Source organism: Laceyella sediminis, from assembly GCF_003003125.1.
GTDB classification, from domain to species: Bacteria; Bacillota; Bacilli; order Thermoactinomycetales; family Thermoactinomycetaceae; genus Laceyella; species Laceyella tengchongensis.
Genome location: NZ_PVTZ01000002.1, coordinates 1 through 24,071, shown reverse-complemented (window position 1 = coordinate 24,071; position 24,071 = coordinate 1). Strand labels below are relative to the sequence as shown.

Below are 24,071 nucleotides of genomic sequence, written 5' to 3'. Positions count from 1 at the left end.
AAAAAGATTATAGCATGTTCAATATCCGTGTGCAAGTAAAAAGTGAAAAATATGCGATTCTCAAGTGGGAAAGTTGTTGGAAAAAAAAGAATCCAAAGCTGGCACAGGGATTGTGATAAAATGAAATTAATAAGAACTGACATGGAGGTTCACACTTGCCCTGATCTTACACGGCAGCGGAGGTGGGAGGGGAGAATGGCTTTACAAATGGGTTTTAGCTTGGTGCAAGAGCAACGGATGAAATTGGTGATGACGCCGGAATTGCGCCAAGTCATTCAGCTGTTGCAATATTCCGCGGCGGATTTGCAGACGTACTTGGAAGAACAGTTTGCAGAGAATCCGGTTCTGGAACTGGAGGATGCCGCATTTGCCGAATTGGAGAAGTGGCTGAAGCGTCTGACGGAGCATCCAGAGCCCAGGCGTAAGGGTTACAGCCGAGAAGAACGGGCAGATGCGAGGGATTATGCGCGGGCCCAAACCGGAACGCTTGCCGATGAGCTGATTATGCAGTTGCGAGAGATGCGTCTTCCCAGGCAAGAACGGAGCATTTGCGAATACATGATATACAGTTTGGACGAAAGAGGCTATCTCGATCTGGAGCTAGTAGAGATATGTAAGCGCTTTCAGATAAATGAGAAATTGGCGGTGAAATGTTTATCCATCATTCAGGGAATGGACCCGATCGGTGTGGGGGCCAGAAATTTGGGAGAGTGCCTCGAAATTCAACTTCGCCACCGTGACACGCCTAATGAACTAGCGATTCGCATTGCTCGAAGCCATTTAGAAGACGTGGCGGACGGCAAATGGCGCAAAATCGCCCAAGCTTTGGGGGTGGATGTGCCTACCGTACAGGCGGCGGTAGATGAAATCAAATCCTGCCACCCGCGCCCGGGGGCAGCATACGCATCGGAACCACCGCGATATGTGGCTCCCGATGTGGTGGTGGAGAAAGTGGATGGCGAGTATGTGGTGCTACTTGAAGAAGGAGAGGCTCCCCGCTTGACTATCAACGCCGCCTATCAGCGGTTGATCAAACAACGGGAACGGTTGGATGAAGATGTGGCCCAATACCTGAAAAATTGGGTGCAGTCAGCCATGTGGCTGATTAAAGGGATTGAACAGCGCCGGGACACCATCATACGGGTCGCGGAAGCCATCGTGTCAAAACAAAAGGCCTTTTTGGATCACGGGGTGGATTATCTGCGGCCGCTGACGTTAAAGCAGATTGCTGAGGATGTAGGGTTACATGAATCGACGGTCAGTCGGGCGACCCAACATAAATACATTCAGACCCCCCGGGGGTTGTATCCTTTTCGCTTCTTCTTCCCGTCAGGCCTTTCCACGCATTCGGGTGAAGGCATGTCACAAAAAACGGTACAGAAAAAGATTAAGATCTTAGTAGAAGGGGAAGATAAGAAACAACCGCTGTCCGACCAGAAAATAGCCGATTTGTTGAAAATGGAAGGAATCCGCATCTCCAGAAGGACCATCGCCAAATATCGCGAAGAGCTGGGGATTGCCTCTTCAACGGGACGTAAGCGTTTTCTGTGAATTTTCAATAAAACGGGCCGACGAACTTGTCAAAGAAACTTTATTTAGGCTAAAATGAAAGTGATCCCGATACGGGGATTTTTTTTGAACGGATCGGGACACTTTTGTCTTATGCGGGACATAATGTGTCCTACGATGGGGGATCCGATGGAAAAGATCTTGAACTTACAAAAGCAATTATTGCCTGATCTGTTACAAACCATGCAGAAAAGATATGACATCTTGCGTCATATCCAGTTGATGCAACCGGTAGGACGGAGAAGCCTGACGTTCGAGTTGCAAACGACTGAGCGGGTGTTGCGGGCGGAAGTGGATTTCCTGCGGGCGCAGGGATTGGTGGCGGTCGGGTCTGCCGGGATGGAGTTGACCCAAGAAGGCATCGATCTTTTGTCCGAGATGGAACCGCTGATGAAAGAGTTGTTTGGTTTGAACCAGTTGGAAGCGGAGTTAAAAGCGTTCCTGGGTGTGAAGCATGTGGTGATTGTGCCAGGAGACGCGGATGCCTCTGACTGGGTGAAAAAGGAGATGGGCAGAGCGGGCGCCCGATACTTGAAACAACAGGCCGCGCCAGAGCAGATCGTCGCCGTGTCAGGTGGAACCACCATGTTAGCGGTCGCTGAGATGATGATGCCGACGCCGGCGTTCAAACAAACAACCTTTGTGCCGACGCGCGGTGGTGTGGGGGAGGCGGTAGAGTTGGAAGCCAACTACATCGCCTCGCTGATGGCCAAGCGCACCGGCGGAACGTACCGCATGTTGCACATCCCCGATGAGCTCAGCGATGAAGCTTACCAAACCTTGCAGAAGGAGCCTCACATCAGGGAAGTGTTGGATCTGCTCCGATCGGCGCGCATGGTAGTACACGGGATTGGAGACGCCAAAACGATGGCCATCCGCCGGAAATCTTCGGCAGAGGTACTTGCCAAGCTAGAGGCAGGAAAGGCAGTCGGGGAATCGTTCGGCTACTATTTTGACCGGGACGGCCAGATTGTACATCGCGTCCGCACTTTGGGATTGGATTTGGAAGGATTGGAGCGCGTTGAACAGAAAGTTGCCGTCGCTGGGGGTGCCAGCAAGGCGGAGGCGATCGTGGCTGTCTGTTCGCTGGTTTCCCAGGATACGCTCATCACAGATGAAGGGGCGGCGAGAGCCATCCTGAAAAATGCGATTGTCCATCAGGAATGAATGGCGCATTCAATCGGTGATAATACAACAAGAGATTAAGAGGAGGATTTTAATCATGGCAAAAGTGAAAGTGGGCATCAATGGTTTCGGCCGCATTGGCCGCAATGTGTTTCGGGCAATGCTTAATCATCCCGAATTGGAGATCGTAGCAGTAAATGACTTGACTGACTCCAAGACACTTGCCCATCTGTTGAAATATGACTCCGTCCACGGCAAGCTGGACGCTACCGTGATTGCAACGGAGGATGGCTTCACAGTAGACGGTCGCGAAGTAAAAGTGTTGGCTGAACGTGATCCGGGCCAAATCAAATGGGCTGATTACGGTGTAGATATCGTGGTTGAATCAACTGGTCGTTTCACCAAACGTGAAGATGCGGCGAAGCATATGAACGGCGGAGCTAAAAAAGTGATCATCTCCGCACCGGCCTCCAACGAGGACATCACCATTGTGATGGGCGTAAACCACGAACAATACGACGCTTCCAAACACCATGTCGTATCCAACGCTTCTTGCACCACCAACTGCTTGGCTCCATTCGCCAAAGTGTTGCATGAGAAGTTTGGTATTGTACGTGGTCTGATGACAACCGTTCACGCTTACACCAACGACCAACAAATCCTTGACTTGCCGCACAAAGACTTGCGCCGTGCGCGTGCAGCTGGCGAGTCCATCATCCCCACCACCACCGGTGCAGCTAAGGCGGTTTCTCTGGTGTTGCCGGAGCTGAAAGGCAAGCTGAACGGTTTCGCAATGCGTGTGCCGACCAAAAACGTGTCTGTTGTTGACTTGGTTGCTGAGCTGGAAAAAGAAGTAACGGTTGAAGAAGTGAATGCTGCACTGAAAGCAGCGGCTGAAGGCGAGTTGAAAGGTATCCTCAATTACACCGAAGAGCCGCTCGTATCGATCGACTACAATGGGGATCCTCACTCCTCCACCATCGACGCCCTGTCCACCATGGTGATGGAAGGCAATATGGTGAAAGTCGTTTCTTGGTATGACAATGAATGGGGTTATTCCAACCGTGTTGTCGATCTTGCAAGCTATATCGCAAGCAAAGGCCTATAATGTTATACTAATGTAAAATGTGTTATCCTATTTCTCGGGTAACCATGAGTATAAAAGAGGAGAGCTTTTCTCCTCTTTCTCATGCTCACAGGCGCGGGTTGATGAGATGAACCGCCTGTGCTGAACATAAGGAGGAAGGGCCATGCATAAAAAGTCGGTCAAAGATGTTGATGTTCGCGGTAAACGCGTGTTTTGTCGGGTTGATTTCAATGTGCCGATGGAGAATGGGCAAATCACTGACGATACGCGGATTCGCGCCGCATTGCCCACCATCCAAACATTGGTGGAGCAAGGGGCTAAAGTCATCTTGGCTAGCCATTTGGGGCGTCCCAAAGGAAAAGTGGTTGAAGAAATGCGGCTCACGCCGGTGGCGACACGCCTGTCAGAGCTATTGGGAAAACCAGTGGCCAAAGTGGATGAAGTGGTTGGAGCCGAGATGGAAGCCCGTGTGTCCGAGCTTGCTGACGGCGAAGTGTTGTTGCTGGAAAACGTCCGTTTCGAACCGGGTGAAGAAAAGAACGATCCCGAGCTGGCAAAAGCATTTTCCAACCTGGCTGATCTGTACGTGAATGACGCGTTTGGTGCTGCTCACCGCGCGCATGCATCCACGGCAGGCATCGCAGAGCATCTTCCGGCCGTTGCCGGTCTGCTGTTGCAAAAAGAGCTGGAAGCTCTCGGAACGGCGCTTGCCAATCCAAAACGTCCCTTCACTGCTATCATCGGTGGGGCGAAAGTGAAGGACAAAATCGGCGTGATTGAAAACTTGCTCGACAAAGTGGACAATTTGATCATTGGTGGCGGATTGTCTTACACCTTTATCCACGCGCAAGGCCACGGGATCGGCAAATCCCTGTTGGAAGAGGACAAAGTGGAGTTGGCAAAGCAGTTCATTGCGCAGGCTGAACAGAAAGGCGTTCGGTTGTATTTGCCAATCGATGCCGTCGTCATCGACGAGTTCGGTCCCAATCCTTCCATTGTGAAAACCGTGTCCATCGATCAAATCCCAGAGGATTTGGAAGCGGTAGATATCGGGCCGAAAACCAGGGAATTGTTTGCTGATGTGGTGAAAGCGTCCCAATTGGTGATTTGGAATGGACCGATGGGCGTGTTTGAATTTGAACAGTTTGCTAAAGGGACGAATGCAGTCGCTCAAGCGTTGGCCGAATCCACGGCGTACACGATCATTGGTGGCGGGGATTCCGCGGCAGCAATCGCCCAAGCGGGCATGGCCGACCGGGTGGATCATATCTCCACTGGCGGTGGGGCTTCGCTGGAATTCCTGGAGGGCAAAGTGCTGCCGGGTGTAGCGGCTTTGGATGATAAATAAGTGAGGAGGAAACCGCATGCGTACTCCTGTCATTGCGGGTAACTGGAAAATGCACAAGACGGCGGCGGAGGCCCTTTCCTTTGTTGAAGAAGTGAAACGGACCACGTTGCCAGCTGATGTGGAAGCGGTGCTGTGTGCTTCTTATCTCGCTCTTCCGGCATTGGCCGAAGCGACCCAAGGGACAGATATCGGCATTGGAGCGCAAAATGTCCATTGGGAAGAGCAAGGGGCATACACCGGTGAAGTGAGCGTGCCGATGCTAAAAGCGGCCGGTGTCCAATATGTGATTATCGGTCACTCCGAACGGCGCGCCTATTTCGCGGAAACGGATGAGACAGTAAACAAAAAGACGCGGGCGGCACTGGACGGCGGGTTGACCCCTATCGTGTGCGTGGGTGAGACGCTTGCCGAGCGCGAAGCTGATAAAACCAAAGAAGTGGTGCAAACGCAGGTGAAAGCGGCTTGCGCGGGGCTGTCGTCGGCGGAGATGAAGCGGACGATCATCGCCTATGAACCCGTCTGGGCCATTGGCACAGGCAAAGCGTCAACAGCGGCAGATGCGGAAGAAGTGTGTGCTTACATCCGTAAAACCGTGGCTGACCTTTATGATCAACAGGTGGCTAATGAAGTGCGGATTCAATACGGGGGCAGCGTGAAACCGGAAAATATCCGCTCCTTCATGGCAGAGCCCAACATCGACGGCGCGTTGGTGGGCGGAGCCGCCCTCAAAGCGGATTCGTTCATTCAGCTCGTACAAGCAGCAAGTGCAGGTGAATAAAGATGAGCAGACCAAAACCAGTTCTGTTGTGCATCTTGGACGGGTTTGCCCTGCGTGGGGAAACGGAAGGAAATGCCGTTGCCCAAGCGAACAAGCCCAACTTTGACCGATATTGGAATACGTATCCCCACACGACGCTGACCGCCAGTGGAAACGCGGTGGGCTTGCCGGAAGGGCAAATGGGGAATTCAGAAGTGGGACATCTTAACATCGGGGCCGGTCGGGTGGTTTATCAAGACCTTACCCGCGTGACCAAATCTATTGAAGATGGAGAGTTCTTTCAGAACGAAACCTTCTTAGGTGCGATAAAGCATGTCAAAGAACATGGTTCCGCCCTCCATCTTTATGGGCTGTTGTCTGATGGTGGCGTGCACAGCCATATCCGCCATTTGTTCGCCTTGCTGGATTTAGCGGCGAAAGAACAAGTGGAGCGCGTTTACGTCCATGCCTTCTTGGACGGGCGTGACGTAGCACCGGACAGTGCCGTTACCTACATCAAACAACTGCAGGCTAAACTGGATGAAGTGGGCGTTGGCCAAATCGCTACCGTTCAAGGCCGTTATTATGCGATGGACCGCGACAAGCGCTGGGAGCGCACGGAAAAGTCCTACCGGGCGATGGTTTACGGCGAAGGGCCTACATATCGCGATCCTGTGGAGGCGGTGCAAGCCTCTTATGAGCAGTCAATCTATGATGAATTTGTGATGCCGACGGTGATTGTCGATGAGCACAATCAACCGGTGGGTACGATCACAGACAATGATGCTGTCATTTTTTACAACTTCCGTCCCGACCGGGCGATCCAGATCTCGCTGGCCTTTACCAACGATGATTTCCGCGGATTCGACCGGGGGCCGAAACGGCCGCAACATCTGTATTATGTCTGCTTGACCAAATTTAGCGAGACGGTGGACGGTTATGTGGCGTACAAGCCTACCGACTTGGACAACACCTTTGGGGAAGTCGTGTCGCAACAAGGATTGAAGCAACTGCGCATCGCTGAAACGGAAAAATACCCTCACGTCACCTTCTTTTTCAACGGCGGGCGGGAAGAGAAGTTTCCAGGGGAAGAGCGCATCCTGATCAACTCCCCCAAAGTGGCTACCTATGACCTCAAACCGGAGATGAGCGCCTACGAAGTGACGGAAGCGCTTCTCAAAGAAATCGAAGCTGAAAAGTATGACACCATCATCCTCAACTTCGCCAACCCGGATATGGTCGGCCATTCGGGTAAGTTGGAACCTACCATTAAAGCAGTAGAAGCAGTGGATGAGTGCTTGGGTCGCATTGTTGACCTGGTGATTTCTAAAGGTGGCGTCGCCGTAATAACCGCTGACCACGGCAACGCGGATATGGTCATCGATGAGAATGGTCGTCCGCATACGGCACACACCACCTTCCCGGTACCGTTCATCGTGACCAAGCAAGGCGTCACGTTAAGAGAAGGCGGCATCTTGGCGGACATTGCGCCGACCATGCTTGACTTGCTGGGGTTGGAGAAACCTGAAGAAATGACTGGTAACACGTTGCTCAGCCGTTCGTAAGACAACGATTCAATCACATTTTGAGGAAAGAAGGAATGTTCCATGACGACCATTATGGATGTATATGCTCGCGAAGTGCTGGATTCCCGCGGGAATCCGACTGTAGAAGTAGAAGTGGTGCTTGAATCGGGTGCCATCGGCCGCGCCATTGTGCCATCTGGCGCTTCCACCGGTGCGTATGAAGCTGTGGAATTGCGCGACGGCGACAAAGGGCGCTATATGGGCAAAGGTGTGCTCAAAGCCGTGCAAAACGTAAACGACGTGATCGCTCCTCACATTGAAGGGATGGATGCACTGGATCAAGTAGCGATTGACCATGCTCTCATTCAACTTGACGGCACACCGAACAAAGGCAACCTGGGTGCCAACGCGATTTTGGGTGTCTCCATGGCGGTAGCGCACGCAGCTGCTGATGCTTTGGGAATGCCGCTTTATCTCTACCTGGGCGGATTTAACGCCAAAGCGATGCCGGTGCCGATGATGAACATCTTAAACGGTGGCGCACATGCCGACAACAACGTGGACATCCAAGAATTCATGGTGATGCCAGTTGGCGCTGAAAACATGCGTGAAGCGATCCGCATGGGCGCAGAAATCTTCCACAACCTCAAATCGGTATTGAAAGCGAAAGGATACAGCACTGGCGTGGGCGACGAAGGTGGGTTTGCGCCGAACCTGAAGTCCAATGAAGAAGCCCTGTCCACCATCGTGGAAGCAATTGAAAAAGCGGGTTACAAACCGGGCGTTGACGTCATGCTGGCTCTGGACGTGGCTTCCACTGAGATCTACAAAGATGGGGCTTACCACTTCGCAGGCGAAGGCATCACCCGCACATCCGCTGAAATGATCGACTTCTACGAAGAACTGACCAACAAATATCCGATCATCTCCATCGAAGACGGTCTGGCTGAAGATGATTGGGAAGGCTGGAAGCAACTGACCGAACGCCTGGGCAAAAAAGTGCAGCTTGTCGGTGACGACCTGTTTGTAACCAACACCGAGCGCCTTGCTGAAGGGATCGAAAAAGGCGTAGGTAACTCCATCCTGGTTAAAGTGAACCAAATCGGTACCCTGACCGAAACGTTTGACGCTATCGAGATGGCGAAGCGCGCTGGTTACACCGCTGTCATCTCCCACCGTTCGGGTGAGTCCGAAGACACCACCATCGCCGACATCGCTGTGGCGACCGGTGCTGGCCAAATCAAAACCGGTGCACCATCCCGCACTGACCGGGTGGCTAAATACAACCAATTGCTCCGCATTGAAGATCAATTGGGTCACACTGCCCAATATCCTGGCCGCACCGCGTTCTACAACCTGCGCGGCTAATAAGAAGAGACGCCGTTTGGCAGATCGAGATAAGGGAGAAGGTTCTCATCGTACATTGCGACGAGAACCTTCTCTTTTTTAAAAGCGGCGATTGGATGGATGGGTACCGTTTGTTTTTCATTGAAAACAAGCGTCAAATGTGTTAAAGTCAATGCAGTGGAATAGAAGCAAGGAGGGACGCTTGTGGAACTCGCAGCAAAAATTGTCCTTGCAGTCATCAGTGTGATTCTCATCATTGCTGTATTGCTCCAATCGGGTAAGAGCGCGGGATTGTCCGGAACCATTGCCGGTGGGGCGGAACATGTGATGGGAAAAGCGAAAGCGCGCGGTTTTGATGCTTTCCTCGGCAAAGCGACGGCTGTGCTGGCTTTCCTGTTCATGGTGATGGCGCTGGTGGTTGGATATTTCGTAAAATGAAGCAATACAGCCGATGTTTTTGGTCGGCTGTTTGTTTTGGGGAGAAATTTTTATAAAAACCTCTTGCATTTTTCGTAGATGCTTGTTATTATAATCAATGTAAGATGTCTGGTGATGATGGCGGAGGGGATCCACCCGTTCCCATACCGAACACGGAAGTTAAGCCCTCCAGCGCCGATGGTACTTGGGCATGAGCCCTGGGAGAGTAGGTCGTTGCCAGGCCACAGAAAGCCGCTCAGTGTGAGTGGCTTTTTTATTTTTTATAACTGGACCAAAGCTTCAGGGTGCTGTGATTGGCCCTGAAGCTTTTTTTGTTTTGGCAACAGCTTGGTGTTTGGGCCGAATGGGAGGGATCACCCGGGAGAAATGGGAATGAACCGTTATTCCCTGCGAAAAATGGGTAATTTTTATAATGAGGACGTGCCCGTAACCGTAAACGGGAAACGTAGTGTTGCAAATTGGCGGCGGTGTGCTATCGTTAAGATGATCTAGAAACATTCATGCAAATCGAACGGTGGGGAACGTCAATGAAGACTGTACAAAGATCTCCAGAACCTTTTTTTTATCCAGGAGGAAAAACGGGCATTCTACTGTTACATGGGTTTACCGGAACTCCCTCAGAATTGAGACCGATGGGGCAATACTTTAAAGACCGGGGTTACACTGTCCATGCGCCGCTTTTGGCTGGCCATGGCACCAGTCCGGAGGAGATGGAGCGGACCGGTTGGCGCGATTGGTGGCAAAGTGCTGTAGACGCGTATGACAGGATGCGTGCGGAGCCGCTTGAGAAATTGTATGTGGCTGGATTATCGATGGGTGGTTGCCTGTCGTTGGCGTTGGCGGCGCAAAAACCAGTAGACGGCGTGATTCCGATGTGTGCCCCTATCTATATCCGGGATCGGCGTGCGTTCTTGGCTCGGGTGGTGGCTCCTTTTTATCGTTATAAAAAACGGTCCACTCATCGCGACCCACATATTGAGGCGCATCTGTGCCCATATGACCGGACGCCGGTGAGATGCGTGGCCGAACTGACGCGGTTGATCCGCCATGTCAAAAGCCAGTTGGCGGAAGTGAAGGTGCCAGCGCTGATCGTGCAGGCCGGCAAGGATGAACTCATTCTGGAGAAAAGCGCCGATTACATCTACGAGCATATCTCATCAACGGATAAAGAGATTTCGTGGTATGAGAGATCCACACACATCATCACCGTGGATCGCGAGCGCAATGAGTTGTTTAAAGAAATAGAGCAATTTATCTTGGAACGATCGTCCTAGACGAAAGTGAGGTGGCAGTCTGCCTTTGGGGCCTTGGTAGGCCCCGGGGGCGGATGAAGTGATGTTGACTGAACAGCAGATTCGGCAGTTTATGCTGGAACAAGCGTACAAACCGCTCACCCTGGCTGAATTGATCGATCAATTCCAGGTGGCGGAAGAGGAGCGGGAGGCGTTTGCCGAGCTCTTAGAGACCATGGAGGCGGATGGGAAAATCGTTCGCACGCGCACGCAGCGGTACGGCGTGCCGGAGCGGTTTAACCTGATCCGCGGCACCTTGCAGGGCAGTTCCAAGGGATTTGGCTTTGTCATCCCGGATACGCCCGGCAAACAGGATATTTATATCCATCTCAATGATATGAACGGCGCGATGGACGGCGATTTGGTTTTGGCGCGAATTCACAAGAGCAAGACAGAGAGCCGCCGTCCAGAAGGGGAGATCATCCGTGTCCTGAAGCGAAAACGGGACAAAATCGTTGGGACGTTTTCCCGGTTGTCCTCGCACTTCGGCTTCGTGATTCCGGACGACAAACGCATTGCCGCTGATATCTTCATTGCTCCCGAATTGCAGATGGATGCCCGTGATGGCCAGAAAGTCGTGGTGAAACTACACCATATCACCGGACGTCATTCGGCCGAGGGGGAGATCATCGAAATTTTGGGTCACCGCAATGATCCCGGCGTTGACATTGTGTCCATCATCCGCAAGCACGGATTGCCGGAAGCATTCCCGGAAGCGGTGATCGCCGAAGCGGAGGCCATACCGGAAACGATCAGCGAAGAAGACCTGAAGGGACGGCGCGACCTGCGCGGGCGAAACATGGTGACAATTGACGGCGAAGACGCCAAAGATTTGGACGATGCTGTGTCAGTGGAGCGGTTGCCCAACGGCAATGTGCGTTTAGGCGTCCATATCGCCGATGTCAGCTACTATGTCCAGGAAGGGTCTGCGCTGGATCGGGAAGCATATGAGCGGGGATGTAGTGTCTACCTCGTCGACCGGGTGATTCCGATGTTGCCTAAGCGCCTTTCCAACGGCATCTGTAGTTTGAACCCACAAGTGGATCGCCTGACCATGACCTGTGACATGGAAATTGACCCCACAGGCGATGTGGTCGACTACGAAATCTACCCCAGCGTCATCAAAACCAACGAGCGGATGACTTATTCCGACGTTAAAAAGATTGTCGTCGACGAAGATCCGGAATTGATCGAGCGCTACCGGCCGCTTGTTGATGATTTCCGCCTGATGGCTGACCTGGCGATGCTTCTGCGCAAGCGGCGCCTTAGCCGGGGAGCGATTGACTTTAATTTCACCGAAGCTAAAATCATTGTCGATGAAAAAGGGAAGCCGGTAGATGTGGTGAAACGGCCCCGCACCATTGCCGAGCAACTGATTGAAGAGTTCATGCTCAAAGCCAATGAGACAGTGGCGGAACATTATTTCAATCTGCAAGTGCCGTTTGTCTATCGGATTCATGAGAATCCCGATGCTGAGAAATTAAAGAATTTCTATGAGTTTATCACCAGCTTCGGTTACTCGGTAAAAGGCAAACCGGATCAGGTCCGCCCGCATGCCTTGCAGAGCTTGCTGGAAAAAATATCCGGAAAGCCAGAAGAGCATGTGATCAGTACCGTATTGTTGCGTTCGATGAAGCAAGCCAAGTATGCGACGGAAAACGTGGGACACTTTGGCCTGGCGGCGCCCTTCTATTCGCACTTCACGTCGCCCATCCGCCGTTATCCCGACCTGTTGATTCATCGCGTCATCCGCGAAATCGTGGAGAAAGGGGCGTTAACCGTCGAGCGGATCGACGAATTAAACGCCTATTTGACCGATGCGGCCCAACAATCTTCCATCCGTGAGCGGGTCGCCGTTGACGCCGAGCGGGAGACCAACGATCTTAAAGCGGCTGAGTTCATGATGGATAAAATCGGGGAAGAGTATGAAGGCATCATCTCCAGCGTCACCTCGTTTGGGATTTTCGTGGAGTTGGAGAACACGATTGAAGGATTGATCCATGTCAGCTTCCTGACAGACGATTATTACCGTTACGATGAATCCCATTACTGCCTGATCGGGGAGCGGACTGGCCGCATCTTCCGGATTGGGGATCGCGTGCGCATCAAGGTCAGCGGTGTTAACATCGACGAACGAAAAGTGGACTTCGAACTCTTGGAGCACTTCTCTGATGAGCGCTTTGAACGACCAGCCAAAGGAAAGAAGAAAAAATTTAAGCGCAACAAAGATGCTGACGCCGCTCGTGCCACCAAAGGTAAAAAAGGCAAATTCTATGAAGTAAAATGGGAAGATACTGCTGTCAAGAAAAACGGAGACAGCAAGAAAAAAGGGAAAAAGAAAAAGAAGAAAACCTATCGCAACAAGAGCAAGAAGAAATGACAACAATAAGGAAAAAGCCAGGCTTGCGGGCTTTTTCCTTTTCCCGCTGTGCTTTGCCATGGCCATCAAGCATTGACTCTTTCCCAAACTTTTTGATAAAATATAGGTTACACGACTTTTGAGGGCTGAGGTGAAAACGATGGGAAGCAAATCATCTAAAATCATTGCCAAGAATAAAAAGGCATTTCATGATTACCATATCGAAGAACAATTCGAAGCCGGCATCGTTCTCACCGGGACGGAGATCAAATCGATCCGCCAAGGCAAAGTGCAACTCAAAGACAGTTACGCCCGGATCGACAAAGGGGAAGTCTTTATCGTTGGCATGCATATCAGCCCCTTCGACAAAGGCAACCGCTTCAACGTCGACCCTACCCGCACCCGCAAATTGCTCATGCACAAGCGTGAGATTGACAAACTGCTGGGTATCACCAAGATCAAAGGGTTGACCTTGGTTCCGCTCGACGTGCACCTGAAAAACGGTTTCGCCAAAATCCAGCTTGGACTGGCGCGCGGGAAGAAGCTCTATGACAAGCGGGCGACCGAAGCGAAGCGCGAAACGGATCGGATGATTCAACGGCGCTTGAAAGAACAAAACATGCGATAAAAAAATGAAATAACCCCTTGCATAATGCATGGAACCCTGCTATAATCTAAAACTGTGATCGACATATTCGTTCGACAAACAGTTGAATTCCGGGGGCGTTCTTGGGATTCGACGGGGATAGTTCGAGCGTCAGTAGCGAGCCGAGGGGTTGCGTCTCTCGTTAAACACGCAAATGCCAAATGTAACTGGCAAAAACGAAAACTTTGCTCTGGCTGCTTAATTAAGCGACCAGGATCCGCTTCTCCATCGCCCATGTGGAGCTGTCGGGTCTCATACCTTAGTGGGCTAGCTGCCTGATCGGCCACTGGTCAGAAAGCGAATCTCAAGTGGCTAGTCTCTATAAACGCCTGTCACTGGGCAGTTATCGAGGCGAACACTCAATACAGTGACTGCGCTCGGAGAAGCTGGCGTGGCGATGTCTTCGGACAGCGGTTCGACTCCGCTCGCCTCCACCAACCAATACAATATGCTGATGTAGCTCAGCTGGTAGAGCACTTCACTCGTAATGAAGGGGTCGCAGGTTCGAATCCTGTCATCAGCACCAAACCTAAGCCCGAGATGTCGGGCTTTTTTTGTATAGTTAAGAATGGATGAGGTGTTTTCGTTTGTAAGGGGGAATTTGATGCTAACAGGCATTCATATCCAAAAATTAGTTTATAAATACATTGAAGTCCATAGCGGTTATTTAGGTGATTTTTCTTATAAAACTCATGCTGAATTTTATCCATTATATTGTGATCTAGATATTGATCCATATGAATATGAAGGTACAACAAAAGAACGCTTTATTTCTATACTTAAGAGTAGTAATGCTTCAACACAAGCCAAAATAATTAGAGGAATATTTGAAAAGTACCCTTTAAGTTACTTTGAACAAAAAAACTATACTAAGGAGGAAATAGAAGAGAAAAGAAAAATATATGAGGAGTTCCAAGATGTAATAAAAGATCTCGAGAATGAGGTTTATTTACAGCCTCTCGACTTAAAACAATACAATGATCTTGTGGAAAGGGCGCTAGATGAAGCAGAGACATTAATCAAAGAACATGATGCAACTAGCGCTTTAGATCGAACTCATACTGCAATGCATGGATATCTTAAAGAAATATGTAAAAATGCGAATTTACAATGTAAAAAGCATGATTCCATAACTAATCTATTCAAATTAATAAAGAATGAGCACCCAGTATTTCTAAATGAGTTAGAAAAAGATGAATATGTTAAGGCAATCATAAATTCTATTTCTAATGTTCTTGATAAATTAAATACTATTCGAAACCGCTCGAGTTTGGCACATCCTAACGAAAAATTACTTAAACCGGAAGAAGCAATGTTTGTAGTTAATATTTCTAGAGCGGTTCTATATTATGTGAAAACTAAATCAGATGGAAGTAGTTAATAGGCTAAGAAGAACATAGTTAAGGAAGGAAAAAATGCTAGTTTTGCGATTATGGTATTAACGCATATGTAATGAGAGAAAAATAAATAGAGATAATTGCTTTATTTAGATAGTATTGATAGGAGCAATATGTTGTTTTAAATCAATTAGTGAAGGCAACGGAATATCCGTTGCTTTTTACTTTTCAACTTAAAATATTTCCTTCTATTTCCAGTTGACATAAAATAGGGTTGTAACAAAAAATAACCGGAAGGTGAACGCCTATTGAAAAAATTTGTAAGTAGAATGGCCAGGGTACTGCAGAGTCGCAAAGGGTCGCCAACAATGGAATATGTGGTGGTCATCGCCTGTGGAGTTGCGCTGGCTTTATTGTTAAACCAAGTGATGGCCTTTGCAGAGGTGCAAGGAGCACTGAAAGATAAGATCATGCAAGTGATCACAGGACAAAACATGGTTGTCTCAGTGGATGAAGACTCTAAAGAACAATCATTTGACGAAAGAAAAAACGATTTTTTTAGAAGGCCAGAATGGATAAACGATCTTGCATCTGGTTATCAAGCATTAAAAAACAAGTTCAAAGAAGGATTATCTGAAACCTGGGAAAATATAAAAAACATCGAGTTGGGGGAAGTCGCCCAGTCTTTATGGAATAACACTGCCAGTGCTCTAGATAGCGTATGGCAATGGGTGAAGGAAAATAAAGAAGTGGTTGCTTCAGCTGGGGTGATCATTGCTGGAGTCGGGCTCTTACTCATTCCGGGATTGGAGCCGTTGGGGCTCATGCTATTGGCGAACTGGGGTCTTTCACTTGGCTTCGGGGCGTTACTTAATGGCGGCCAAGTAGACAAGACGGTGCTGTTGGGAGCGGCTATTGGTGGAGCGGCTGGAGCCATTGGTGGTGGAGCAGCGAGTGCGCTCTTTTCCGGTTTGGCAAAGTTTGCGCCAGGGCTTGGAGCCGCTATAACAGGATCGCGTTTTCTAGGTCCTATTATCAGTGGTGGGAAGCAGATTCTTGGTAAAGCTCCCGCTTTTGTCCAACGCATGGCCAGCGGACTCTTTAGCAAAATGGGTGCCATGGCGGCAACAGAAGGGGCTATCACCAGTGGCGTAGATGACTGGTTAAGAGGGAAAGAGCTAAATTGGAAACGAGCTATTCTCTCAGGGTTGGCTGGAGCTACATTAGTTGGTTTTGCTTCAGGTACGTATCCGCTTGTGCAACCGCTGCTTAACAAAACGACGGCTACGATTGAAAAACATGCTGGCCCGGTTGTGGCTAAGATAAAGCCGGTTGTTCAAAATGCAGGAAAATGTTTAGGTTACCAGCAGACTCCGCGATATTTTGCGTTGATTAAACTTGGCAATGGGAACTTTATTGAGTGTTTGTATGCACAAGCGGATCGAGGAAGTGGTGGGGGGAGTAGTAAAAGCAGTAATGGAGCAAAAGTAACTTCAGCTCAGGGATATGCTACCCTAGTCAGTAACCGTACTCAGTTAGCAGGGGATTATAAGGAAGGAACACAGGCATCCGTTATATTGCGTGAAGAGCTCAAGAAGGCAGGTGTCGAAACTCCTCCTTATCCTAATGCCGCGCATCATATTATCCCTTGGAATGATCCGAGAGAGCGAGAAGCTCAACAGCTGATGAGGGAATTCGGCATAAACGAAAACTCTGCAGCGAATGGAGTGTTTTTGCCTTACGTTGACAGTAAGCATCCACAAGGAAAGTATGTTGGGAGCGAGTCATTGCATCGAGGAAATCACTCTGGCGCATATATTGAATATGTCACTAATCGTTTGATAAAAGTAAGAGAAACTGGTGGGACAACTGCTGATGCTGTAGATGAGTTGAATGACATACGGGCTAAGCTTTTAAATGGATCGTTGTCATTGAATTGATGTTCAAAAAAAGTGTTATACTGTTTTTAACATTAGTAATGGAGGAACGAACGTGAAAATATGGGAGTTAAAGGCGTCTTTGGATGAACGTTTTGAAACAATACAGCTAGTGAATTTCGATCAAGATTATGAAAAATATTTTAAGGAAAGGTTTAATTCCATTACTCCTTTAGAAGATGTCTGGGAAGAAGTTAAAATATATACATTGGAAGAAGGGGAGTCTAGCGATTGTCCAAAGTTTTGGGGTCATTCAGCTGCACCTGTTTTCAGTGAGAGAGCCCTTGATGTAACCCAAGATTTTTTGAAGGATAAAGTAGAGGTATTGCCACTTGCCCATCCAGAAAAAAATTATTTTGCTATTCATGTTATGAATGCAATTGATGCAATTGATTACAATCGTGCAGTTATCAGACAATTGAGATCTGGGCTTAGAGTAGGATTTGAAAAGTATGCGTTTATTAAGGAAAAGGTTAAAGGTGAACACATTTTTCGTATTTTCTTAGATGACCGGATTCGCTCGATGGTGTTTGTTTCTAATGAGTTTAAAGAAGCTGTTGAGTCTAATGGGTTGGTTGGATTTCAGTTTAATGAAGTTTGGGATTCAGAGAAAGAATAATTTCGAGGAAATATGTTATAGCGGTTTTTTAGCTAATGGCTTTTTACTTTGAATATTTTTTGTCTGATTCTATAAGGATTGCTTTATTTTGCATGATAAGGTCCACTCCTACTCTTCAATTGGCCTTCTAACAAATCTTCTAATGAAACTTCTAATGTGCGGCATACTCTGGGGTTTCATCCGGTTTACTAAAATCGGCGGAACCTTTGATATGACTAGGGTTTATTTGCTTCTAATGCTTCTAATTTACCCTATGCCTTTCACTCGTAATGAAGGGGTCGCAGGTTCGAACCCTGTCATCAGCACCAAACTAAAGCCCGAAATGTCGGGCTTTTTTTGTGTTTGAAATTGCTCATGAAATATGGCGGGTTGCACCGTAGCCATATTATAAAAATCTAGCCGAGCAACTCTTATATTCTTTGTTGAAATCAGAGGATATAGATTAACATTAGTTTCTTGAAAATGAAACGGACGAAGTAGCCCCCCTTAGTTTCAGGGGGTATAACTTACTAATTTTATTGTCCTTATTCTTTCAAACCAATCCACAGCTTCCTGTTGCATGTTGGTAAGTACATGGCTATAAATTTCCATTGTGATCCGGGTATCTGAATGGCTCAACCGTTGCGCGATTTCCGCGCTTTTTTTGATGCTTCAAAAATAAGGTGATGAGTTGTTCAGGATGAACCGCATGTTACCTAAATTACGTGACCCCAAGGTATGGGTTGTTATTCGCTTTTGTAAAGGTATTTTTAGACGCGCTGCACGTCAATATTGGCCCTGAAGAGTGGCTACTGTGGGAGGGCGTTATTAACTCCGCTTGCAGCGTTGCAAATGGCAGAATTAGTTGGAGAAAAGTTCAATGACTATAAAGGGGTGGCAGTTATATTCCCGCGTAACAAAAATACCTCATCCTCATATCCGGGGCCGCCTGAAGGACTCCGCAAACGGATCGCTTATGCGAATAATAAAAATTCTAATTTTTTCCTGTTTCTGCATTGCAATGCAGGTGGCGGTGGCTTTTAGTCCTTTGTGGCCCAAAATGCACCGGCTCGGATCAAGCAAATCCAAAAAGCAATTAACAAGGTACTGCTTTATCTCAAAGGCTACGGCTTTGGGCCACATGGGAACCCGGCAAAAGTTGATAGTCAGGCAGCTCGTTCCGGGATCGCGGTTCTCCGGGATACCAAAATGAGTGCCGTTTTGCTGGAGAACCTTTTCATCGACAATCTGAAGGAAAACAAGATGTTGCGTGATCGTCGATTCTTGGATGGGCTGGCATGGGCCATCGTTAAGGGAATAGTTTTTGCTAAGAAAAAGTGAACAAGCCGAAGCCGATGTACAGAGTGATGGTGGTTGGGAAGGAGTTTTTTGATACGGCTTATGTGGCGAAGAGTTGAAAAGGCGGTCAAAAACAACAGAAAAGAAGTTAGCATCAAACGGATTTAACAACTTTCCCAAAAAAGAAGAACCCATTTATTTTTAGATGGGTTCTTCTTTACATAAATAATTGTGTATAGCATTTAGTCATCGGGGGGCTCTGGCTGGAATTCCCTTTCAGCATGTGTATTATTGGAATAGCTTTGGTGCATAGTTAATTCACCTCCATTCTGGGATTTTATACTGAGCTCATAAAAACGGGAAAGATATTTGTTGTATTTTACTGTGTCCCTTTTCTCATAGCACTGTGCTAATTTTAGCATAATATCTTTTTCTTTTTTAGTAAAATGCCTTTCGGCTATTTTACCAGCTTCATCAAATTGTTGAATAGCCTCAGTTATTTTGTTCTGCTGAAAAAAACATTCACCTAAAGCAACTTGGGCCTCCAATTGTTTAAGTCCATTATTTACTTTTTTACTTAATTTAACTGCAGAGGTTAGGTATTTTTCAGCAAGTTCCATATTGTTTAACTGTTTGTAGAGTTTCCCTAATTCTGTGTAGTTATATGCTGGTAGCAAATACTTGTCTCGAAGCTTATTTTTAAATCGGTATGCTGTGTTGAAGCAGGTTTTTGCTGAATCAAAATCGCCTAAGTTCTTATAAGAAACGCCAAGTGTCGTCCAAAGCTCAAAACAATGGTCGAAGTGTTTAGAACGTTGAGCCATATCAATAGCTTTATTGATACATAATATTGCTTCATCATGATTCTTAAGTTCGTTGTGAAGAATCGCTTGAAGACTATACATAGTTAATTGGGTTTCAGTGTCCATCTCAGATAAGTAAGTCCACATTCTTTCTAGTGCTTTCATAGCGGCATTTGTAAAGCCTAATTTACTTAAATATATTGCTTCACTTATGAGAAGGTAATGTTTGTAGTAATTTCTTTCTCCTTCTTCTTTAAGAGCAGTTAGTCCTTTTTGAAGAAGTTTTAACGCTTGCTCAAGATTGTTTTTGCGATAGTAAACTCTCGCTAGTCCATAAAAGCAGGCTGATTTCAGATTAGACTTGGAAAGCTCCTTATGTTCATCAAAGAGGCGAATACACTCATTGTAATGTTCTTTAGACTTATCCCATCTCCCTTTTTTATAAAAGCATTTTCCCTTTAAATATTCGACGGTTGCATGGATATATGGATCGTTTGGAAGGTCTAATTTCTTGAGTCTTTTTATTGCAAAGTCAGGGCTTACACAAAAAATGTCATTTTCAATTGACTTCAGGCTTAACTTTAGTTTGGAAATATAGTCGAGTTCTTTCTTTTTAGTTTCTTCTATGTATTGTGGAATTTTTTCTAGTTTCCAGTTTAGCTTTTGGCAGTAGTAGGAAATTTTTTGTATCCCTACTTTTTTCTTTCCTAGCTCGATATTGCTAATTGTCGCAGATGTTAAAAGATCGTCAACTAAGTCTTTTTGTTTAAGTCCAAGCTCAATTCTTCGTTCTCGAAGGATTTTACCAAGCTGCTTTCGATCATCTAGATACCACATAGCAACCCTCCTATTAGCGAAATGATAATTTATTTTTCTGAATTTATCAACTCGCCTCACTGGAGAAGATGCCTTTTTTGGTAAAACTATTCTTGGTTTAGGTTTAATTCAACTGAATTGTTTGGTCTAAACTGAATTTAAAGGGAAGAATTAACCTAAGCAAACGGTTAAAATAGTTAAAATTTATTGATTTGCATGATTTTTTACCTTGTTTTATACTGCGTATACAACCAAAAATAACCCCGAAGAGGTGATTGGAAGTGTTGAAACTCCAAGTTGAAGGCAACGCAAATCAAGTTCAACCATTCCTGCTAGATTTGGATCGTCGCTCAGATCTTGTTGTTAAAAAATACGAAAATTTTATCGCAGATCTTCAGCCGGAAGACAAGGTTTCTGTCACTTGCTACGTTGACCGGAGTCCAAATCCACGGCGGCGAATGCGAATTGCCCAATTGCTTTGCCAGGATGGAGTGGAAATTCAGATTCCGCTTATTGATGTTATCGAAGCTGATATGATGAATGGGATTCGGCTGATAACAGGGAGATCATACGACATCTTTGCAGACAAGAAAAAAAGAGCCATATAAAAATGGCCCACACAAGTAAGTAGATTATCTCCATTATAGCATAAATGGAATTGCCAGAAAGGGGTTCCTAATTAATGGAGGCAGTAGCGATCCGCTATTGGCACGATGAATTAACAAACCAGTTACATGTGATCATATTCTGAGCGGAACAACAAAAAAATAAAAGGCAGAAAAAAAGTTTATCGCTTTTTACAGGTATATCAGGTCACAAGAGACGATAGTAAGAGGGTAAAATGTGGGGACGATCGGTTGGGACTGTTTAAAAGAAAGTGGTTAGGTAAGTGAAGGGGTAACGGAAAAGCAGTATAACACATGATTGGATACTTGAACAGAGGCCGAGTATCCAATCTCTCTCTGTCGAAGAAATGTGTGGGTGAATGCAATGAAGGATATTACCTCGAGTTGAATGGGCGCAAACTCACCATGCTGTAGGGCATTTAATAGAGGGTGATTTAAATCAACTCTTATATCATTGGTACTGGAAAGATAGAATGATGCTTAATCAAATTGCGAGTGAGCTTTTATGTTAGTGTATCCACTGTTCAAAGAATATTTGTTCTATTAGGAATGCCAAAAAGGCTACGCGGCAGGACAGGCAATTAAGTATGAGAAAGATTGTCCAAATTTATGAGACAAGCTCAACAACAATTTTTATGTGGTTACATCGATTTAAGATTCCAACACGGAGTCGACGAAGTAATCAATAATCATTGAAGATAAGCGGTGTGGTTTTATGATCAGACAAACTGATGAAGAATGGTACAGGGAGATGCTAGATAGGTATCGTAATTTGAAGAAGGTAACATTTGAATGTCCCAATTGCGGTCACCTTCAGTCTATCGAAGACTTTGTAACTCTTGGACTTGATGCAACAAGAGCATATCAAGATTGTTTGGGACGGTACGTGGATAACTTGGGTTGTGAATTTTCAGTGGATAATGGAGAGTGTTTGCTTGATAAGATACGGATCATTGTATTGCAAGATGGAAGTGAACGTAAGGTATTCCATTTTGTTTAGAAGAATGTAAACAAACGGGTGGATGTGCATCATCATTATACCGATAATTTAGAATTGAATAAATGTGCATCCATCTGTATTATATAGTGAGGTGGATTCCCATAATAGAATCTTACATTCCGGTGTATGTGGATAAAACTAGTACACTGCGTGTTAAAATCATTGATGCTTGTGGAATGACTTGTAGCTTTTGCCACAATGAGGGGACACCTGTCACGATTGATAATCTAAGCCGTGAAGTGGGCAATTGGACAAAAGCAGGTTCATCGGGTCGGGTGTCGATCTATTCGACTACAAATGGGGTAAGGTTTCTACCAGTTACAGTGTTGCCTGATAAAGAATTTGCTCAAACAATATCTTTGCTTCGTGAGACTCTAAATGTAGAAGAGTTACACCTTACCGGAGGAGAACCAACTCTTCACCCCCTGTTGCCAGAGATCATTAGAATGGCTACGGAAAGCGGATATCGCGTATGTATGACTTCTAACGGTGAAAATGGAGAACGTGTCCTTTCGGCTTGCGCAGATGCAGGACTTGATCGGGTAAACTTTTCCATCTTTGGCACGACTCCTGAAGAACTTGTACAGGTTCAGCATAAGAAGTACCAAAATCGGCAGCTTGCTGAACGTAAAATTAAAGCATTACAAAAGTCAGTTCAGGTTGCGATTAATCATGGGATAAAGGTTAGTGCAAACATTGTAGTGCCCGATTATAAGCACTCTCCACGCGTTCGACGGCTCATGGAGGAATATGCACCTGAGTTATCTGTGCGTTTACTTAACTCCCTAGACGAGGGTAAATGCTCCATTGATGCAATCCACCAAATTCTAACCGAGCTAAAGGCAGTGCCTGTTGCGGAGTATATTACATCCGGGGTATCAGGGAGTAAGATGGCATATCAATTACCATCTGGACGTATGATCTTCTTCAAACAAATACGACCCATACGTTTGCCCAAAACTTGTGTTGGATGTCGCTTTAATAATGACATTGACTGTCAAGAAGGATATTATGGCGTAAGACTCTATCGGGATCAAAGCGGAAGGTATCAGGTTGGGGTTTGTATTCAACGTATGGATCTATGTATGCCAGTAGAAGACTTTGTTGTCAGTGACCTGTGTAATGAAATCGTAGAACTTCGTGAAGCGGAATATGATGCTCTTATTAAGGGTTTATGAACTAAATAAAGGAGGAAGCAACCATGACAATTGAGTATGAAGCCAAAGTTATTAACGTTGATTTAGATGAGATTGTGGAGAAAATCAATGCTTGTGGGGGACGGAAGGTTGGCGAGGCGTTCATGCGGCGTTATGTTTACGATATCGTACCGGGAGATAAGAGCAAATGGATTCGGCTACGTGATACAGGGAAAGAAATTACACTCACAGTTAAGAAAATTGTTCATGATGGAATTGATGGGACTCATGAGGTGGAGATTACTGTGGATGACTTTGAATTGACAAATAAGCTACTCAATCAATTGGGCTATCAACCAAAGAGCTATCAGGAGAATCGTCGTACCAGCTTTACACTCAATGGCGCTCGGCTTGAGATTGATCAATGGCCGCTGATTCCTCCGTATCTAGAGATTGAAGGAGATTCTCGTGATCATGTGATACAAGTAGCATCCTTACTTGGCTTCGATGAAGTTCAACTGACGGGAGAAAACACTATCAAGACCTATGCTCGATATGGAATCGATCTGAATAGTATTAAGGAGCTTCGCTTTCAAGATCAGGATTGAATCAATAAGCAACGGAGATTCCGTTGCTTATTTTGACCGGACAAATTTACCGCTCAATTCAACATATTACTAACGAGTAAATATGATATTTCCGTTTCAGGATTATAGTTTAAGTTGCTGATCAACGAGCCTTTGCTCAAGAATTCCTTCTTTCACTAGCTCTACATACAACTATACACATTATATATTTATAAGTAGATTCATCAACGGATTAATAAAATAATGCATTCGTCAGTTTTGGGAGAGATAGTTATGATGATATACCAGCGAACGGGCGAAGATAATTAATAGGTAACCAGTAGGGACAGGAAAAATCAAAGGGCGGATTAACCCCTTAATTTTGGACAGAGTGTATCTTAAGCTCGCTTTTTCACCCTTTTTCAACTAAACTCGAACGGTTGAAGTCAAAATCAAATG

The 24,071-nt window shown here is 46.5% G+C and carries 20 protein-coding genes, 1 tRNA gene, 1 rRNA gene and 1 other RNA gene; 22 read left to right on the top strand and 1 reads right to left on the bottom strand.

Annotation, left to right across the window (positions count from 1 at the left end; translation table 11 throughout):
- Positions 1 to 195 precede the first annotated feature (195 nt).
- The 18 genes from rpoN to CLV36_RS17965 all read left to right on the top strand — a co-directional run bounded on the left by rpoN (position 196) and on the right by CLV36_RS17965 (position 18,707).
- Positions 196 to 1,551, top strand: coding sequence for an RNA polymerase factor sigma-54 (rpoN, locus tag CLV36_RS02845; RefSeq protein ID WP_181352794.1), 1,356 nt, complete (start codon positions 196 to 198; stop codon positions 1,549 to 1,551).
- A 147-nt stretch (positions 1,552 to 1,698) separates the two neighbouring features.
- A complete protein-coding gene (locus tag CLV36_RS02840; protein WP_102993499.1) occupies positions 1,699 to 2,736 on the top strand; it encodes a sugar-binding transcriptional regulator in 1,038 nt (345 codons plus the stop codon).
- 55 nt (positions 2,737 to 2,791) lie between these two features.
- Positions 2,792 to 3,802, top strand: coding sequence for a type I glyceraldehyde-3-phosphate dehydrogenase (gap, locus tag CLV36_RS02835; protein WP_102993498.1), 1,011 nt, complete (start codon positions 2,792 to 2,794; stop codon positions 3,800 to 3,802).
- 142 nt (positions 3,803 to 3,944) lie between these two features.
- Complete coding sequence (locus CLV36_RS02830) at positions 3,945 to 5,129, top strand: phosphoglycerate kinase (RefSeq protein WP_106341693.1); 1,185 nt, start codon at positions 3,945 to 3,947, stop codon at positions 5,127 to 5,129.
- 16 nt (positions 5,130 to 5,145) lie between these two features.
- Positions 5,146 to 5,907 carry a triose-phosphate isomerase gene (tpiA, locus tag CLV36_RS02825; protein WP_106341692.1) on the top strand — a complete coding sequence of 254 codons (762 nt, stop codon included), beginning with the start codon at positions 5,146 to 5,148 and terminating at the stop codon, positions 5,905 to 5,907.
- Positions 5,908 to 5,909: 2 nt separating this feature from the next.
- Positions 5,910 to 7,451 carry a 2,3-bisphosphoglycerate-independent phosphoglycerate mutase gene (gene gpmI / locus CLV36_RS02820; RefSeq protein WP_106341691.1) on the top strand — a complete coding sequence of 514 codons (1,542 nt, stop codon included), beginning with the start codon at positions 5,910 to 5,912 and terminating at the stop codon, positions 7,449 to 7,451.
- A 42-nt stretch (positions 7,452 to 7,493) separates the two neighbouring features.
- Complete coding sequence (gene eno / locus CLV36_RS02815; RefSeq protein WP_106341690.1) at positions 7,494 to 8,780, top strand: phosphopyruvate hydratase; 1,287 nt, start codon at positions 7,494 to 7,496, stop codon at positions 8,778 to 8,780.
- Between the two features lie 183 nt (positions 8,781 to 8,963).
- On the top strand, positions 8,964 to 9,197 hold the full coding sequence (secG, locus tag CLV36_RS02810; protein ID WP_054095753.1) for a preprotein translocase subunit SecG: 234 nt from the start codon (positions 8,964 to 8,966) through the stop codon (positions 9,195 to 9,197).
- Between the two features lie 107 nt (positions 9,198 to 9,304).
- A 5S ribosomal RNA gene (gene rrf, locus CLV36_RS02805) occupies positions 9,305 to 9,419 on the top strand.
- 305 nt (positions 9,420 to 9,724) lie between these two features.
- Positions 9,725 to 10,471: an alpha/beta hydrolase gene (locus tag CLV36_RS02800; RefSeq protein WP_106341689.1), complete on the top strand. Its 747-nt coding sequence runs from the start codon at positions 9,725 to 9,727 to the stop codon at positions 10,469 to 10,471.
- A gap of 61 nt (positions 10,472 to 10,532) precedes the next feature.
- Entirely contained in the window at positions 10,533 to 12,869 is a 2,337-nt protein-coding gene (gene rnr, locus CLV36_RS02795) for a ribonuclease R (RefSeq protein ID WP_106341884.1), read from the top strand.
- Positions 12,870 to 13,008: 139 nt separating this feature from the next.
- A complete protein-coding gene (smpB, locus tag CLV36_RS02790) occupies positions 13,009 to 13,476 on the top strand; it encodes an SsrA-binding protein SmpB (RefSeq protein WP_022737568.1) in 468 nt (155 codons plus the stop codon).
- A 91-nt stretch (positions 13,477 to 13,567) separates the two neighbouring features.
- Positions 13,568 to 13,931: a transfer-messenger RNA gene (ssrA, locus tag CLV36_RS02785) on the top strand.
- A 13-nt stretch (positions 13,932 to 13,944) separates the two neighbouring features.
- Positions 13,945 to 14,020: transfer RNA gene (locus CLV36_RS02780), tRNA-Thr, on the top strand.
- Between the two features lie 78 nt (positions 14,021 to 14,098).
- Positions 14,099 to 14,875: an abortive infection family protein gene (locus tag CLV36_RS02775; RefSeq protein WP_181352793.1), complete on the top strand. Its 777-nt coding sequence runs from the start codon at positions 14,099 to 14,101 to the stop codon at positions 14,873 to 14,875.
- A gap of 324 nt (positions 14,876 to 15,199) precedes the next feature.
- Entirely contained in the window at positions 15,200 to 16,771 is a 1,572-nt protein-coding gene (locus CLV36_RS02770; RefSeq protein ID WP_245888272.1) for an AHH domain-containing protein, read from the top strand.
- 52 nt (positions 16,772 to 16,823) lie between these two features.
- A complete protein-coding gene (locus CLV36_RS02765; RefSeq protein ID WP_022737572.1) occupies positions 16,824 to 17,387 on the top strand; it encodes an imm11 family protein in 564 nt (187 codons plus the stop codon).
- Between the two features lie 1,029 nt (positions 17,388 to 18,416).
- Positions 18,417 to 18,707 (top strand): N-acetylmuramoyl-L-alanine amidase, encoded by a 291-nt coding sequence (locus CLV36_RS17965; protein WP_106341687.1) that lies wholly within the window; start codon positions 18,417 to 18,419, stop codon positions 18,705 to 18,707.
- Positions 18,708 to 18,907: 200 nt separating this feature from the next.
- On the opposite strand, the gene CLV36_RS02750 is transcribed toward CLV36_RS17965, so the two are convergent.
- The gene (locus CLV36_RS02750; protein ID WP_106341686.1) at positions 18,908 to 20,305 is read right to left on the bottom strand and encodes a helix-turn-helix domain-containing protein; all 1,398 of its coding nucleotides are present in this window, start codon (positions 20,303 to 20,305) and stop codon (positions 18,908 to 18,910) included.
- 260 nt (positions 20,306 to 20,565) lie between these two features.
- Here CLV36_RS02750 and CLV36_RS02745 point away from each other — a divergent pair, with 260 nt between their 5' ends.
- From CLV36_RS02745 to CLV36_RS02730, 4 genes are all read left to right on the top strand, one after another.
- Entirely contained in the window at positions 20,566 to 20,892 is a 327-nt protein-coding gene (locus CLV36_RS02745) for a hypothetical protein (RefSeq protein ID WP_106341685.1), read from the top strand.
- A 733-nt stretch (positions 20,893 to 21,625) separates the two neighbouring features.
- Complete coding sequence (locus tag CLV36_RS17990; RefSeq protein WP_106341684.1) at positions 21,626 to 21,910, top strand: VVA0879 family protein; 285 nt, start codon at positions 21,626 to 21,628, stop codon at positions 21,908 to 21,910.
- 122 nt (positions 21,911 to 22,032) lie between these two features.
- Positions 22,033 to 23,088 carry a radical SAM protein gene (locus CLV36_RS02735; RefSeq protein ID WP_219904888.1) on the top strand — a complete coding sequence of 352 codons (1,056 nt, stop codon included), beginning with the start codon at positions 22,033 to 22,035 and terminating at the stop codon, positions 23,086 to 23,088.
- A gap of 23 nt (positions 23,089 to 23,111) precedes the next feature.
- The gene (locus CLV36_RS02730) at positions 23,112 to 23,654 is read left to right on the top strand and encodes a class IV adenylate cyclase (RefSeq protein WP_106341682.1); all 543 of its coding nucleotides are present in this window, start codon (positions 23,112 to 23,114) and stop codon (positions 23,652 to 23,654) included.
- The last annotated feature ends 417 nt before the right edge of the window (positions 23,655 to 24,071 follow it).

Excerpts from the sequence above, each read along its gene's own strand:
- rpoN (WP_181352794.1), top strand. The coding sequence starts at position 196 with ATGGCTTTACAAATGGGTTTTAGCTTGGTGCAAGAGCAACGGATGAAA.
- CLV36_RS02840 (WP_102993499.1), top strand. The coding sequence starts at position 1,699 with ATGGAAAAGATCTTGAACTTACAAAAGCAATTATTGCCTGATCTGTTA.
- gap (WP_102993498.1), top strand. The coding sequence starts at position 2,792 with ATGGCAAAAGTGAAAGTGGGCATCAATGGTTTCGGCCGCATTGGCCGC.
- CLV36_RS02830 (WP_106341693.1), top strand. The coding sequence starts at position 3,945 with ATGCATAAAAAGTCGGTCAAAGATGTTGATGTTCGCGGTAAACGCGTG.
- tpiA (WP_106341692.1), top strand. The coding sequence starts at position 5,146 with ATGCGTACTCCTGTCATTGCGGGTAACTGGAAAATGCACAAGACGGCG.
- gpmI (WP_106341691.1), top strand. The coding sequence starts at position 5,910 with ATGAGCAGACCAAAACCAGTTCTGTTGTGCATCTTGGACGGGTTTGCC.
- eno (WP_106341690.1), top strand. The coding sequence starts at position 7,494 with ATGACGACCATTATGGATGTATATGCTCGCGAAGTGCTGGATTCCCGC.
- CLV36_RS02800 (WP_106341689.1), top strand. The coding sequence starts at position 9,725 with ATGAAGACTGTACAAAGATCTCCAGAACCTTTTTTTTATCCAGGAGGA.
- rnr (WP_106341884.1), top strand. The coding sequence starts at position 10,533 with ATGTTGACTGAACAGCAGATTCGGCAGTTTATGCTGGAACAAGCGTAC.
- smpB (WP_022737568.1), top strand. The coding sequence starts at position 13,009 with ATGGGAAGCAAATCATCTAAAATCATTGCCAAGAATAAAAAGGCATTT.
- CLV36_RS02775 (WP_181352793.1), top strand. The coding sequence starts at position 14,099 with ATGCTAACAGGCATTCATATCCAAAAATTAGTTTATAAATACATTGAA.
- CLV36_RS02770 (WP_245888272.1), top strand. The coding sequence starts at position 15,200 with ATGGAATATGTGGTGGTCATCGCCTGTGGAGTTGCGCTGGCTTTATTG.
- CLV36_RS02750 (WP_106341686.1), bottom strand. The coding sequence starts at position 20,305 with ATGTGGTATCTAGATGATCGAAAGCAGCTTGGTAAAATCCTTCGAGAA.
- CLV36_RS17990 (WP_106341684.1), top strand. The coding sequence starts at position 21,626 with ATGATCAGACAAACTGATGAAGAATGGTACAGGGAGATGCTAGATAGG.
- CLV36_RS02730 (WP_106341682.1), top strand. The coding sequence starts at position 23,112 with ATGACAATTGAGTATGAAGCCAAAGTTATTAACGTTGATTTAGATGAG.